General features: G+C 63.4%; 13 protein-coding genes. All 13 read left to right on the top strand.

What is annotated here, in order from left to right; translation table 11 throughout:
- The 13 genes from N7607_RS12400 (at position 1) to nuoF (ending at position 13,404) form a co-directional block, all read left to right on the top strand.
- Positions 1 to 870 (top strand): EamA family transporter, encoded by an 870-nt coding sequence (locus N7607_RS12400; protein ID WP_279865440.1) that lies wholly within the window; start codon positions 1 to 3, stop codon positions 868 to 870.
- A 76-nt stretch (positions 871 to 946) separates the two neighbouring features.
- Positions 947 to 2,317 (top strand): adenylosuccinate lyase, encoded by a 1,371-nt coding sequence (gene purB, locus N7607_RS12395; protein WP_279865441.1) that lies wholly within the window; start codon positions 947 to 949, stop codon positions 2,315 to 2,317.
- A gap of 78 nt (positions 2,318 to 2,395) precedes the next feature.
- Entirely contained in the window at positions 2,396 to 3,562 is a 1,167-nt protein-coding gene (locus tag N7607_RS12390) for a cupin domain-containing protein (protein WP_279865442.1), read from the top strand.
- Positions 3,555 to 3,980 (top strand): GNAT family N-acetyltransferase, encoded by a 426-nt coding sequence (locus N7607_RS12385; protein WP_279865443.1) that lies wholly within the window; start codon positions 3,555 to 3,557, stop codon positions 3,978 to 3,980. Before N7607_RS12390 ends, N7607_RS12385 begins: the two co-directional genes overlap by 8 nt.
- 10 nt (positions 3,981 to 3,990) lie before the next feature.
- Positions 3,991 to 4,623: a histone acetyltransferase HPA2 gene (locus N7607_RS12380; protein WP_279865444.1), complete on the top strand. Its 633-nt coding sequence runs from the start codon at positions 3,991 to 3,993 to the stop codon at positions 4,621 to 4,623.
- Positions 4,620 to 5,429 carry a secretin N-terminal domain-containing protein gene (locus N7607_RS12375; RefSeq protein WP_279865445.1) on the top strand — a complete coding sequence of 270 codons (810 nt, stop codon included), beginning with the start codon at positions 4,620 to 4,622 and terminating at the stop codon, positions 5,427 to 5,429. The genes N7607_RS12380 and N7607_RS12375 overlap by 4 nt, the downstream gene beginning before the upstream one ends.
- Before the next feature lie 472 nt (positions 5,430 to 5,901).
- The gene (locus N7607_RS12370; RefSeq protein ID WP_279865446.1) at positions 5,902 to 7,497 is read left to right on the top strand and encodes an isocitrate lyase; all 1,596 of its coding nucleotides are present in this window, start codon (positions 5,902 to 5,904) and stop codon (positions 7,495 to 7,497) included.
- 139 nt (positions 7,498 to 7,636) lie between these two features.
- Positions 7,637 to 8,251, top strand: a complete 615-nt coding sequence (locus N7607_RS12365) for a murein L,D-transpeptidase catalytic domain-containing protein (protein ID WP_279865447.1) — start codon at positions 7,637 to 7,639, stop codon at positions 8,249 to 8,251.
- Positions 8,252 to 8,589: 338 nt separating this feature from the next.
- Positions 8,590 to 9,003: an NADH-quinone oxidoreductase subunit A gene (locus N7607_RS12360; protein ID WP_021700254.1), complete on the top strand. Its 414-nt coding sequence runs from the start codon at positions 8,590 to 8,592 to the stop codon at positions 9,001 to 9,003.
- 10 nt (positions 9,004 to 9,013) lie between these two features.
- Positions 9,014 to 9,691 (top strand): NADH-quinone oxidoreductase subunit B, encoded by a 678-nt coding sequence (locus N7607_RS12355; protein WP_043311298.1) that lies wholly within the window; start codon positions 9,014 to 9,016, stop codon positions 9,689 to 9,691.
- Positions 9,692 to 9,746: 55 nt separating this feature from the next.
- Positions 9,747 to 11,525 carry an NADH-quinone oxidoreductase subunit C/D gene (gene nuoC, locus N7607_RS12350; RefSeq protein ID WP_279865450.1) on the top strand — a complete coding sequence of 593 codons (1,779 nt, stop codon included), beginning with the start codon at positions 9,747 to 9,749 and terminating at the stop codon, positions 11,523 to 11,525.
- A gap of 2 nt (positions 11,526 to 11,527) precedes the next feature.
- A complete protein-coding gene (gene nuoE, locus N7607_RS12345; protein ID WP_279865451.1) occupies positions 11,528 to 12,040 on the top strand; it encodes an NADH-quinone oxidoreductase subunit NuoE in 513 nt (170 codons plus the stop codon).
- Positions 12,041 to 12,054: 14 nt separating this feature from the next.
- Positions 12,055 to 13,404, top strand: coding sequence for an NADH-quinone oxidoreductase subunit NuoF (nuoF, locus tag N7607_RS12340; RefSeq protein ID WP_279865452.1), 1,350 nt, complete (start codon positions 12,055 to 12,057; stop codon positions 13,402 to 13,404).
- Positions 13,405 to 13,452: the final 48 nt, after the last annotated feature.

The following is a 13,452-nucleotide window of genomic DNA, read 5'->3' as shown; positions in this document are numbered from 1 at the left end:
GTGAGCATTCCCAGCCGCAGCGTGAAACCGGTGCAGGGCGCCCTGCTCCTGGCGCTGTCTGCCCTGCTGTTCTCGCTAATGGGCGTGGGCATCCGTGAGGTGTCCAGCGGGGTCAACAACGAGTCGGTGGTGTTCTTCCGCAACCTGGTCGGCGTGCTGTTCTTCCTGCCACTGGTGCTGCTCAAGGGCACCGGCCCGCTGAAGACCGGACGCATCAAGTCGCACCTGTGGCGCACCACCTACGGCCTGGCGGCGATGTACTGCTTCTTCTACGCCATCGCCCACCTGCCGCTGGCCGACGCCATGCTCTTCACTTACTCGGCACCAGTATTCACCCCGGTACTGGCCTGGTGGCTGCTCAAGGAGCCGCTGACGAGGCGCATGCTACTGACCACCGCCATCGGCCTGGTCGGCGTGCTGCTGGTGGCCAAGCCCAGCGAGGCGCTGCTCGACACCCAGGCCCTGGTCGGCCTGGCCGCCAGCATCTTGGCTGCCTTCGCCTTCGTCTCCATCCGCGAGATGAGCGACACCGAGCCAGCCTTCCGTATCGTCTTCTACTTCTCGCTGTTCAGCGCGTTGATTTCCGCGGTGCCGCTGACCTGGGCCTGGCAGCCGCTGGACCAGCACCAGCTCGGCCTGCTGCTGGTGATCGGCCTGCTCGCCACCGTCAGCCAGATCGTCATGTCCAAGGCCTACGGCCTGGCGCCACCCGGCCTGATCGGCCCCTTCGCCTACCTGGCCATCGTCTTCGCCGGCATCGTCGCCTGGCTGCGCTGGGGCGAAATGCCGGACCTCACGTCGCTGATCGGCGCGGCGCTGATCTTCAGCGCCAGCCTGCTGTCCATCGCGCGTCGACCCGCCGTCCGCTAACCGGACGGACCAGTCCGGGCGACTTCATGTATGATGTGCGCCCTTTTCGTTGACCGACCTGTCCGAGAACGCCTCCATGCAGCTCTCCTCGCTCACCGCGGTTTCCCCCGTCGATGGCCGCTACGCCGGCAAAACCAGCTCCCTGCGCCCGATCTTCAGCGAATACGGCCTGATCCGTTTCCGCGTGATGGTCGAAGTGCGCTGGCTGCAACGTCTGGCCGCCCATGAAGGCGTCGCCGAAGTGGCGCCCTTCTCCGCCGAAGCCAACGCCCTGCTCAACGAGCTGGCCGAGAACTTCGCCGTCGAGCACGCCGAGCGTGTGAAAGAGATCGAGCGCACCACCAACCACGACGTCAAAGCCGTGGAGTACCTGCTCAAGGAGCAGGCCGCCAAGCTGCCGGAACTGGCCGCCGTCAGCGAGTTCATCCACTTCGCCTGCACCAGCGAGGACATCAACAACCTGTCCCACGCCCTGATGCTGCGCGAAGGCCGCGACACCGTTCTGCTGCCGCTAATGAAGCAGATCGCCGCCGCCATCCGCGAGCTGGCCGTCAAGTTCGCCGGCGTGCCCATGCTGTCGCGCACCCACGGCCAGCCGGCCTCGCCGACTACCCTCGGCAAGGAACTGGCCAACGTCGTCTACCGCCTGGAGCGCCAGATCGCTCAGGTAGCCGCCGTACCGCTGCTGGGCAAGATCAACGGCGCCGTGGGCAACTACAACGCCCACCTGTCCGCCTACCCGCAGATCGACTGGGAGGCCAACGCCAAGCAGTTCATCGAAGGTGACCTGGGCCTGCAGTTCAACCCCTACACCACCCAGATCGAGCCGCACGACTACATCGCCGAGCTGTTCGACGCGATCGCCCGCTTCAACACCATCCTCATCGACTTCGACCGCGATGTGTGGGGCTACATCTCCCTCGGCTACTTCAAGCAGAAGACCGTGGCCGGCGAGATCGGCTCCTCGACCATGCCGCACAAGGTCAACCCGATCGACTTCGAGAACTCCGAGGGCAACCTGGGCATCGCCAACGCGATCTTCCAGCACCTGGCCAGCAAGCTGCCGATCTCCCGCTGGCAGCGCGACCTGACCGACTCCACTGTGCTGCGCAACCTCGGTGTCGGCTTCGCCCACAGCGTCATCGCCTACGAAGCCAGCCTCAAGGGCATCGGCAAGCTGGAGCTGAACGAGCAACGCATTGCCGCCGACCTGGACGCCTGCTGGGAAGTGCTGGCCGAGCCGATCCAGACCGTGATGCGTCGCTACGCCATCGAGAACCCCTACGAGAAGCTCAAGGAGCTGACCCGCGGCAAGGGCATTACCCCGGAGGCGCTGCTCGCCTTCATCGATGGCCTGGACATGCCGGCCGCCGCCAAGGAGGAGCTCAAGCAACTCACCCCGGCGGGCTACATCGGCAACGCCGTCGCCCAGGCCCAGCGCATCTGAGCGCCACCAGCCTCCTCAACGCCCGGCTGAGCCGGGCGTTTTTGTTTTAGCCATTTCATCTCTTTCAAGGGCTTAGCCATGAATCCTGATACTCCTCTGCAGCTGCTGGGCGGCCTCACTCCTCGCGAGTTCCTGCGCGACTACTGGCAACAGAAGCCCCTGCTGATCCGTCAGGCCATCCCCGGCTTCGAGAGCCCGATCACCGGCGACGAACTGGCCGGCCTGGCCCTGGAAGAGGAAGTCGAGTCGCGCCTGGTCCTGGAGCACGGCGCCCATCCGTGGGAACTGCGCCGCGGCCCATTCGCCGAGGACGCCTTCAGCCAGTTGCCGGAGCGCGACTGGACCCTGCTGGTGCAGGCCGTCGACCAGTTCGTGCCAGAAGTGGCCGATGTGCTCAAGGACTTCGGCTTCCTGCCCAGCTGGCGTATCGACGACCTGATGATCAGCTTCGCCGCACCCGGTGGCAGCGTCGGCCCGCACTTCGACAACTACGACGTGTTCCTGCTGCAGGCCGAAGGCCAGCGCCGCTGGAAGATCGGCCAGATGTGCGATGCCGACAGCAAGCTGCTGCAGCACGCCGACCTGCGCATCCTCGCCGATTTCGAGCAGACCGACGAATGGGTGCTGGAACCGGGCGACATGCTCTACCTGCCGCCGCGCCTGGCCCACTACGGCATCGCCGAAGACGACTGCATGACCTACTCGGTCGGCTTCCGCGCGCCGAGCGCCGCCGAAGTGCTGACCCACTTCACCGACTTCCTCGCCCAGTTCCTGCCGGACGAGGAGCGCTACAGCGACGCCGGCATGGCGCCGATCAGCGACCCGCACCAGATCCAGCAGGACGCCCTCGACCGCCTGAAGAAGCTGCTGACCGAGCACATGAGCGACGAGCGCCTGCTACTGACCTGGTTCGGCCAGTTCATGACCGAGCCGCGCTACCCCGAGCTGGTCGCCGGCCCGGAGATCGAGGAAGAAGACTTCCTCGCCGCCCTCGAAGACGGCGCGGTACTGGTGCGCAACCCCAGCGCACGCTTGGCCTGGAGCGAGGTCGATGTCGGCCTGGTGCTGTTCGCCAGCGGCCAGAGCCGCCTGCTGCCGGCGCACCTGAAAGAGCTGCTGCGCCTGGTCTGCGCCGCCGAGGCCCTGCACAGCGACAACCTGGCGCCTTGGTTGGCCGACGAGGACGGGCGTACACTGGTGAAGGAACTGGTCCAGCAAGGAAGTTTGGAGTTTGCTGATGAGTGATATTCACGTCCGTCTTGCCCACTGGCAGAAGGATAACGCCGACCTACGGCGCATTCGCGAAGCGGTATTCGTCGCGGAACAGGCCGTGCCGGCAGAACTCGAATGGGATGACGAGGACATCGAGGCCGTGCATTTCCTCGCCTGCGAAGGCGACTATCCGATCGGCACCGCGCGCCTGGTGGCGGACGGCCAGATCGGTCGGGTCTCGGTACTCAAGGATTGGCGCGGCCTCAAGGTTGGCGATGCGCTGATGCGTGCCGCCATCGAAGCCGCCGAGGCGCGTGGCCAGCGCGAGCAGAAGCTCAGCGCCCAGGTACATGCCACCGCGTTCTACGAACGCCTGGGCTTCCAGGTAGAAGGCGGCGAGTACCTCGAGGCCGGCATCCCCCACGTACTGATGGTGCGCCACAGCGACTAGGACAGAGCTCATGCACGAAGAAGACGCCCCGCTCGACGCGAACGAACCGGATCTGCCGGCCATCGATTTCCAGTCGCCGGGGCGTTTTGCCGTACATAACCCAGACAGTTTTCCCGCGGTGACTGCCGAACCGCGCGAGCCAGCGCCCTTCCAGCTCGGCCAGCAGGCCGACCTGCAGCGCTTCAACCGCCCGGAGCAGGCTCAGGCCCACGCACTGGCCTTGCTGCAGCAGGCCCGCCATAGCCTGAGCATCTACAGCCCGGACCTGGAGTCCTGGCTCTACAGCCACAGCAGCGTGCAGGAGGCCTGCACCCAGTTTCTCCTGGCCAGCCCGAAGAACCGCCTGCGCATCCTGGTGCGCGATGCCGGCAAGCCGGTCAAGCAGGGCCATCGCCTGCTCAACCTGGCCCAGCGCATCACCAGCAACCTGCATATCCGCAAGATCAATCCGGACCACCCCAGCGACGAAAGCGCCTACCTGCTGGCCGACGACCGCGGCCTGCTACTGCGTGAGCTGCCGGAGCAATATGCCGGCTATGCCCTGTACAACGATCCCGGCCGCGTGCGCCAGCGTCAGGCGCAATTCGACCAGGCCTGGGACATCAGCGTTCTCGACCCCGACCTGCGGAGCTTCCTGCTATGACCCTGCGCGCCTGCCTGCTCGCCCTGTCACTCGGCCTCAGCCTGCCGCTACAGGCCGCCACCGAGCTGATCCAGCTCAACTACCGCACCGCCGAAGACGTGCTGCCGGTGGTGCAGTCGGCGCTGGATAGTCAGGGCAAGGTCAGCTCCTACGGCAACCAGTTGGTGATCAACGCCGCACCGGAGAAAATCCAGGAAGTACGTGACCTGCTGCAGCAGCTGGATACCGCACCGCGGCGCCTGCTGATCAGCGTCGACACCAATGAGAGCAGTTTCCAGGATCGCGACGGCTATCGCGTCGATGGCAGTGTCAGCGCCGGTGACGCCGAAGTGATAGCCGGGCGCGGCGAAGTGCATGGCCGCGACCAGGTCCGCGTGATCCGCCGCTCCACCGACAGCCGCAGCGGCGGCACCCAGCAGGTGCAGGCGACCGAAGGCTATCCGGCGCTGATCCAGGTCGGCCAGAGCGTGCCACTGACCAACACCAGCGTCGGCCCCTACGGCCAGGTCTACCAGAACACCGAGTACCGCAATGTCACCCAGGGCTTCTACGTCACCGCCAGCCTCACCGGCGACGTGGTGCATGTCAGCATCAGCAGCAACAACGACCGGGTGAATCGCTACCAGCCTGGCGTGATCGACGTGCAGAGCACCGATACCCGGGTCAGCGGCCGCCTCGGCGAGTGGATTCCTCTGGGCGGCGTCAGCCAGTCGAGCCAGGGTGACGACTCGGGCTTCCTGCGCCAGCAATCCACCCGCGGCGCCAACGACATGAGCATGCGCATCAAGGTCGAAGCCCTCGACTGAGGCCACCGCCAATATGTAGTTGCTCAAAAAAAGCACTACAAAGCGATTGACGAACGCCCGTTTGAAAGCGCATCATTGCCCCGCTCCCGCTAGCCAGGGGCTCTGTTGCAGAGCCTCCAGATCGGTCCCGTAACACCATTCGGGTCGGTCCGTGTTCTAACAGCCCACAAGGCGTTTCGACGAGGTTGCGACTGGAACGTAAGTTGTCCTGAGGGACGGGGAAGCCTTAGCGTTATTAGCCAGATCGTTTGACCAGACCGCACCGCCCAACGGTTTCCACGAGCCGGCAAGCTGCGAATCTGCCTCATCGAACTGTCTCGTTTCGTCCTCTCCTCCTCTCCGCAACACTCTCGTCCCCGTCAATATCTCGAAGTCCGTCCTGTGTCGCCCGCAACACTGCAAGCTTTGTTTGCACGTTGGTTTTGGGTGGGAAGTCGGTGCTCAACCAAACTCATACTTTGAAGGATTGACCATGTCAGCTTATCAAAACGACATCAAAGCCGTTGCCGCCCTGAAAGAAGCCGCAGGCAGCAGCTGGAGCGCGATCAACCCGGAATACGTCGCTCGTATGCGCGCCCAGAACCGCTTCAAGACCGGCCTGGAAATCGCTCAGTACACCGCTGACATCATGCGCAAAGACATGGCCGAGTACGACGCCGACTCGTCCGTCTACACCCAGTCCCTGGGCTGCTGGCACGGCTTCATCGGTCAGCAGAAGCTGATCTCGATCAAGAAGCACCTGAAGACCACCAACAAGCGCTACCTCTACCTGTCCGGCTGGATGGTTGCTGCCCTGCGTTCGGATTTCGGCCCGCTGCCGGACCAGTCCATGCACGAGAAAACCTCGGTTGCCGCTCTGATCGAAGAGCTGTACACCTTCCTGCGTCAGGCTGACGCCCGCGAACTGGACCTGCTGTTCACCGCTCTGGACGCTGCTCGCGCTGCTGGCGACAAGGCCAAGGAAGCTGAAATCCAGGCTCAGATCGACAACCACGAGACTCACGTAGTCCCGATCATCGCCGACATCGACGCTGGTTTCGGTAACGCCGAAGCCACCTACCTGCTGGCCAAGAAAATGATCGAAGCCGGTGCTTGCTGCATCCAGATCGAGAACCAGGTTTCCGACGAGAAGCAGTGCGGCCACCAAGACGGCAAAGTCACCGTTCCGCACGTTGACTTCCTGGCCAAGATCAACGCTGTTCGCTACGCCTTCCTCGAGCTGGGCATCGACAACGGTGTGATCGTCGCTCGTACCGACTCCCTGGGTGCCGGCCTGACCAAGCAGATCGCCGTGACCAACGAGCCGGGCGACCTGGGCGACCAGTACAACTCCTTCCTGGATTGCGAAGAAATCTCCGCCGCCGACCTGGGCAACGGCGACGTTGTCATCAAGCGCGAAGGCAAGCTGCTGCGTCCGAAGCGTCTGGCTTCCAACCTGTTCCAGTTCCGCTCTGGCACCGGCGAAGCTCGTTGCGTACTGGACAGCATCACCAGCCTGCAGAACGGCGCCGACATGCTGTGGATCGAAACCGAGAAGCCGCACGTTGGTCAGATCAAAGGCATGGTTGACGAGATCCGCAAGGTCATCCCGAACGCCAAGCTGGTTTACAACAACAGCCCGTCCTTCAACTGGACTCTGAACTTCCGTCAGCAAGCGTTCGACGCTTTCGTTGCCGAAGGCAAGGACGTTTCCGCCTACGACCGCGCCAAGCTGATGAGCGCCGAGTACGACGAGACCGAACTGGCCCAGGTTGCCGACGAGAAGATCCGCACCTTCCAGCGCGACGCCTCTGCTCAGGCCGGTATCTTCCACCACCTGATCACCCTGCCGACCTACCACACCGCCGCGCTGTCCACCGACAACCTGGCCAAAGGTTACTTCGCAGACCAAGGCATGCTGGCCTACGTGAAAGGCGTTCAGCGTCAGGAGATCCGTCAGGGTATCGCCTGCGTTAAGCACCAGAACATGTCCGGCTCCGACATCGGCGACGCTCACAAAGAGTACTTCGCTGGTGAAGCTGCCCTGAAAGCAGGCGGTAAAGACAACACCATGAACCAGTTCCACTAATAGGAACCGGCTCTGCGGCCTAGCCGCAGGTGTTATCAGACGAAGCCCCGGCAGCAATGCCGGGGCTTCGTCGTTTTCGCCCTTGTCATAAGCCCTCACTCTGGCGTACCAAGACCGCACCCCACTGACGGAAGCGGCCATGCGCAACCTTCTGGCAACCTGCCTGCTCGCCCTCTGCTGCACCGGCGCAATCGCCGGCGATCTGCAGCACCTGCTCCCCGCTGCCACGGCCAATGGCATCCTCGAACAACTGCAGGATGACCGGCACCAGCACTTCGCCGTGATCGACTACGCCCGCCACTCCAGTCAGCCGCGCTTCCTGCTGTTCGAGCGCGACAGCCTGCGCCTGGTGAGCAGTTATCGGGCAGCCCACGGGCGCGGCTCCGATCCTGACCATGATGGCTACGCCGACTCCTTCTCCGACGCCGAAGGCAGCCACGCCAGCTCGCTCGGCGTATTTCGCACCAGCACCGTGTATGTCAGTGAAGAGCCCGGTCATGGTCTATCCATGCGCCTGCTGGGCCTGAGCGACAGCAATGCCAACGCCGAGCGACGCGCCATCGTGTTGCACGCTCGCGATTACATGGAGGAGGATTTCGTCCGGCGCCACGGCGTGGCCGGCCGTAGCCACGGCTGCCTGGTGCTGGCCGACGCCGATCGCGACCAGGTGGTCGCCGCATTGCGCGGCGGCGCATTGATCTTCGCCGTGGACAGCCGGCGCAGCTCGCAAGGCTATATCAGCCAGCGAAAATAGAAGTTCTGCCGGCAAAATAACAACGCTGCGCTCCCCTCACGCATCAATTAAGCCCGTAGATGTAAACAATTCCCGACAGACTCTTTCGAAAAAGCGTCATCCGAATAGTCAGATACCATAAGACCAAAGCCGTAGAGCCTCGCGCAGGCCCCGCCATACGGGGCCTGGCGCCAATAGACGAACAAACGGAACGGAACGGCCGTTCATTTTCTTATTCGGAAAAATTTACTTAACGCGCCATGCGCGCATAAAATTGCCCCCACTACTCTGCAGGGCAACCACCATCAGGTTGCTCTACCATTATTAAAAAGCCGCCCCTTTACCCAAGGAGCCCCGGCATGCCTGATGCGGTAACGACCATGTCCCATAACTGGGCTTTTGCTGTATTCCTGCTCGGAGTCTTCGGACTCATAGCCTTCATGCTCGGCCTGTCCAGCCTGCTCGGTAGCAAGGCCTGGGGACGTAGCAAGAACGATCCGTTCGAGTCGGGCATGCTGCCGGTCGGTAGTGCGCGCCTGCGCCTATCAGCGAAGTTCTATCTGGTCGCGATGCTCTTCGTGATCTTCGACGTTGAAGCCCTCTTTCTCTTCGCTTGGGCAGTCTCGGTACGCGAAAGCGGCTGGGCCGGCCTGATCGAGGCTACAGTTTTCATAGCAATTCTGTTGGCTGGTCTTGTCTACCTTTGGCGTATCGGCGCGCTCGACTGGGCGCCCGAAGGCCGTCGTAATCGGCAGGCGAAGCTAAAACAATGAGGCTTTGGCGATGCAATACAAACTTACACGGATCGATCCGGATGCTCCCAACGAGCAGTACCCGATCGGCTCGCGGGAGACCGTAGCCGATCCACTGCTGGAGGATGAGGTCCACAAGAACATCTTCATGGGCAAGCTCGAAGATGTTCTCAACGGTGCGGTGAACTGGGGTCGCAAGAACTCCCTGTGGCCGTACAACTTCGGTCTGTCCTGCTGCTACGTGGAAATGACCACGGCCTTCACCGCGCCTCACGATATCGCCCGCTTCGGTGCGGAAGTGATTCGTGCGTCCCCGCGTCAGGCCGACTTCATGGTCATCGCCGGCACCTGCTTCATCAAGATGGCGCCGGTCATTCAGCGCCTCTATGAGCAGATGCTGGAACCCAAGTGGGTGATCTCCATGGGCTCGTGTGCCAACTCCGGCGGCATGTACGACATCTATTCGGTGGTCCAGGGGGTCGACAAGTTCCTCCCCGTGGACGTCTACATTCCTGGCTGCCCGCCCCGTCCCGAAGCATTCCTGCAAGGCCTGATGCTGCTGCAGGAATCCATCGGACAGGAGCGCCGCCCGCTTTCCTGGGTCGTCGGCGATCAAGGCATCTACCGTGCCGAAATGCCGTCGCAAAAGGAGCAGCGCCGCGAGCAGCGTATCGCTGTTACCAACCTGCGCAGCCCCGACGAAGTGTGAGCCGGCCTCTTGGCCCGCTCACTGACGCCGAACACCGCCGATAGCGACTAAAGACATGACTGACAGCATTCTGTCCGTTCCACCGTATAAGGCCGACGACCAGGACGTGGTGGTCGAGCTGAACTCCCGTTTCGGTGCCGAGACCTTCACCGTCCAGAGCACCCGTACCGGCATGCCGGTGCTGTGGGTCGCCCGTGATCGCCTGATCAACGTGCTGACCTTCCTGCGCAACCTGCCGCGCCCCTACGTCATGCTGTATGATCTCAGCGCCGTCGATGAGCGCCTGCGCACCCAGCGCCGCGGCCTGCCGGGCGCCGACTTCACCGTGTTCTACCACCTGATGTCGGTCGAGCGTAACAGCGACATCATGATCAAGGTCGCCCTCAAGGAAGGCGATCTCAACGTCCCCACCGTCACCGGTATCTGGCCCAACGCCAACTGGTATGAGCGTGAGGTCTGGGATCTGTACGGCATCACCTTCCAGGGCCACCCGCACCTGACCCGCATCATGATGCCGCCGACCTGGGAAGGTCACCCGCTGCGCAAGGACTACCCGGCGCGCGCCACCGAATTCGATCCCTTCAGCCTGACCCTGGCCAAGCAGCAGCTTGAAGAAGAAGCCGCGCGCTTCAAGCCGGAAGACTGGGGCATGAAGCGCCAGGGCGAGCACGAGGACTACATGTTCCTCAACCTCGGCCCGAACCACCCGTCTGCGCACGGTGCGTTCCGCATCATCCTGCAGCTGGACGGTGAAGAGATCATCGACTGCGTTCCGGACATCGGTTACCACCACCGTGGTGCCGAGAAGATGGCCGAGCGCCAGTCCTGGCACAGCTTCATCCCCTACACCGACCGTATCGACTACCTCGGCGGGGTGATGAACAACCTGCCCTACGTCCTCTCGGTCGAGAAGCTGGCCGGGATCAAGGTGCCGGACCGCGTCGACTTCATCCGCGTGATGCTCGCCGAGTTCTTCCGCATCACCAGCCACCTGCTGTTCCTGGGTACCTATATCCAAGACGTCGGCGCCATGACTCCGGTGTTCTACACCTTCACCGACCGCCAGCGCGCCTACAAGGTGATCGAGGCCATCACCGGCTTCCGCCTGCACCCGGCCTGGTACCGCATTGGTGGCGTCGCCCACGACCTGCCACGCGGCTGGGACAAGCTGGTCAAGGAATTCGTCGACTGGCTGCCCAAGCGCCTCGACGAGTACACCAAGGCTGCCCTGAAGAACAGCATCCTGATCGGCCGTACCAAGGGCGTGGCCCAATACAACACCAAGGAAGCGCTGGAATGGGGCGTCACCGGCGCCGGCCTGCGTTCCACCGGCCTAGACTTCGACCTGCGCAAGGCGCGCCCGTACTCCGGCTACGAGAACTTCGAGTTCGAGGTACCGCTGGCCCACAACGGTGACGCCTACGACCGCTGCATGGTCCGTGTCGAGGAGATGCGCCAGAGCATCCGCATCATCGACCAGTGCCTGCGCAACATGCCCGAAGGCCCGTACAAGGCGGACCATCCGCTGACCACGCCACCGCCGAAAGAGCGCACCCTGCAGCACATCGAGACCCTGATCACCCACTTCCTGCAAGTCTCCTGGGGCCCGGTCATGCCGGCCAACGAGAGCTTCCAGATGATCGAGGCGACCAAGGGCATCAACAGCTATTACCTGACGAGCGACGGCAGCACCATGAGCTACCGCACGCGCATCCGGACGCCCAGCTTCGCCCACCTGCAGCAGATCCCCTCGGTGATCCGCGGCAGCATGATCGCGGACCTGATCGCCTACCTGGGTAGCATCGACTTCGTTATGGCCGACGTGGACCGCTAACCATGAGCCAAGCAGCAGATTCTCAGAATATGATCCAAACCGACCGCTTCGAGCTCAGCCAGGCCGAGCACGACGCCATCGAACACGAAATGCACCACTACGAGGACCCGCGCGCGGCGTCCATCGAAGCCCTGAAGATCGTGCAGAAGCAGCGTGGCTGGGTGCCGGACGGCGCCATCTACGCCATCGCCGACATCCTCGGCATTCCTGCCAGCGACGTCGAGGGCGTGGCCACCTTCTACAGCCAGATCTTCCGCGTGCCGGTCGGCCGCCACGTGATCCGCGTGTGCGACAGCATGACCTGCTTCATCGGCGGCCACGAGAACCTGCTCGGCAGCCTCAAGGACAAGCTCGGCATCATCCCCGGCCAGACCACCGCCGACGGCCGCTTCACCCTGCTGCCGGTGTGCTGCCTGGGTAACTGCGACAAGGCTCCGGCGGTGATGATCGACGACGATACCTACGGCAACCTCAACGGCGACTCCGTCGCCGAGCTGCTGGAGTCTTATCAATGACTGGGCGCGCCGCTATGAAGACTCTCACCTCCATCGGCCCGATCAACAGCATCGCCCGCACCGAGGAAACCCATCCGCTGACCTGGCGCCTGCGTGACGACGCCCAGCCGGTATGGCTGGAGGAATACCAGGCAAAGAACGGCTACGCCGCCGCGCGCAAGGCCCTGAGCGAAATGGCTCAGGCCGACATCGTGCAGACGGTCAAGGATTCCGGCCTCAAGGGCCGCGGCGGTGCGGGCTTCCCCACCGGTGTGAAGTGGGGCCTGATGCCGGCCGACGAATCCATGAACATCCGCTACCTGCTGTGCAACGCGGACGAAATGGAGCCGAACACCTGGAAGGACCGCATGCTCATGGAGCAGCTGCCGCACCTGCTGGTGGAAGGCATGCTGATCTCCGCGCGTGCACTCAAGGCCTACCGCGGCTACATCTTCCTGCGCGGCGAGTACGTCGACGCGGCCGCCAACCTGAACCGCGCCATCGATGAAGCCAAGGCCGCCGGCCTGCTGGGCAAGAACATCCTCGGCAGCGGCTTCGACTTCGAGCTGTTCGTCCACACCGGCGCCGGTCGCTACATCTGCGGTGAAGAAACCGCGCTGATCAACTCCCTAGAAGGCCGCCGCGCCAACCCGCGCTCCAAGCCGCCCTTCCCCGCCGCTGTCGGCGTGTGGGGCAAGCCGACCTGTGTGAACAACGTCGAGACCCTGTGCAACGTGCCGGCGATCGTCGCCAACGGCGTCGACTGGTACAAGACCCTGGCCCGTCCGGGCAGCGAAGACATGGGCACCAAGCTGATGGGCTTCTCCGGCAAGGTGAAGAACCCCGGCCTGTGGGAACTGCCGTTCGGCATCCCGGCTCGCGAGCTGTTCGAGGACTACGCCGGCGGCATGCGTGACGGCTACAAGCTCAAGTGCTGGCAGCCCGGCGGCGCCGGCACCGGCTTCCTGTTGCCCGAGCACCTCGACGCAGCCATGTTCGCTGGCGGCATCGCCAAGGTCGGCACCCGTATGGGTACCGGTCTGGCTCTGGCCGTAGACGACTCGGTCAACATGGTCTCGCTGCTGCGCAACATGGAAGAGTTCTTCGCCCGCGAATCCTGCGGCTGGTGTACCCCGTGCCGCGACGGCCTGCCGTGGAGCGTGAAGATTCTCCGCGCCCTGGAACGCAAACAAGGCACCCAGCAGGACATCGACACCCTGCTCGGCCTGGTCAACTTCCTTGGCCCCGGCAAGACCTTCTGCGCCCATGCACCGGGCGCCGTCGAACCGCTGGGTAGTGCGATCAAGTATTTCCGTCCGGAGTTCGAGGCTGGCGTATCCAGCTCGACCGCTCCGGCCGGCCGAGCTGAAGCCGTGAGCATATAAAGAATGCCCCCTATCCCTCTGGGAGAGGGCTGGGGTGAGGGAAGTTGG

Origin of the sequence: Pseudomonas sp. GD04019 (genome assembly GCF_029837695.1) — a bacterium.
In the GTDB taxonomy this organism is placed as follows: domain Bacteria; phylum Pseudomonadota; class Gammaproteobacteria; order Pseudomonadales; family Pseudomonadaceae; genus Aquipseudomonas.
The sequence above is the reverse complement of the archived record's forward strand: the minus strand, read 5'-3'. Positions and strand labels throughout refer to the sequence as shown.

What these genes read in the sequence shown, in the direction of transcription:
- purB (WP_279865441.1), top strand. Translation starts at nt 947, where the DNA reads ATGCAGCTCTCCTCGCTCACCGCGGTTTCCCCCGTCGATGGCCGCTAC.
- N7607_RS12390 (WP_279865442.1), top strand. Translation starts at nt 2,396, where the DNA reads ATGAATCCTGATACTCCTCTGCAGCTGCTGGGCGGCCTCACTCCTCGC.
- N7607_RS12385 (WP_279865443.1), top strand. Translation starts at nt 3,555, where the DNA reads ATGAGTGATATTCACGTCCGTCTTGCCCACTGGCAGAAGGATAACGCC.
- N7607_RS12380 (WP_279865444.1), top strand. Translation starts at nt 3,991, where the DNA reads ATGCACGAAGAAGACGCCCCGCTCGACGCGAACGAACCGGATCTGCCG.
- N7607_RS12375 (WP_279865445.1), top strand. Translation starts at nt 4,620, where the DNA reads ATGACCCTGCGCGCCTGCCTGCTCGCCCTGTCACTCGGCCTCAGCCTG.
- N7607_RS12370 (WP_279865446.1), top strand. Translation starts at nt 5,902, where the DNA reads ATGTCAGCTTATCAAAACGACATCAAAGCCGTTGCCGCCCTGAAAGAA.
- N7607_RS12365 (WP_279865447.1), top strand. Translation starts at nt 7,637, where the DNA reads ATGCGCAACCTTCTGGCAACCTGCCTGCTCGCCCTCTGCTGCACCGGC.
- N7607_RS12360 (WP_021700254.1), top strand. Translation starts at nt 8,590, where the DNA reads ATGCCTGATGCGGTAACGACCATGTCCCATAACTGGGCTTTTGCTGTA.
- N7607_RS12355 (WP_043311298.1), top strand. Translation starts at nt 9,014, where the DNA reads ATGCAATACAAACTTACACGGATCGATCCGGATGCTCCCAACGAGCAG.
- nuoC (WP_279865450.1), top strand. Translation starts at nt 9,747, where the DNA reads ATGACTGACAGCATTCTGTCCGTTCCACCGTATAAGGCCGACGACCAG.
- nuoE (WP_279865451.1), top strand. Translation starts at nt 11,528, where the DNA reads ATGAGCCAAGCAGCAGATTCTCAGAATATGATCCAAACCGACCGCTTC.
- nuoF (WP_279865452.1), top strand. Translation starts at nt 12,055, where the DNA reads ATGAAGACTCTCACCTCCATCGGCCCGATCAACAGCATCGCCCGCACC.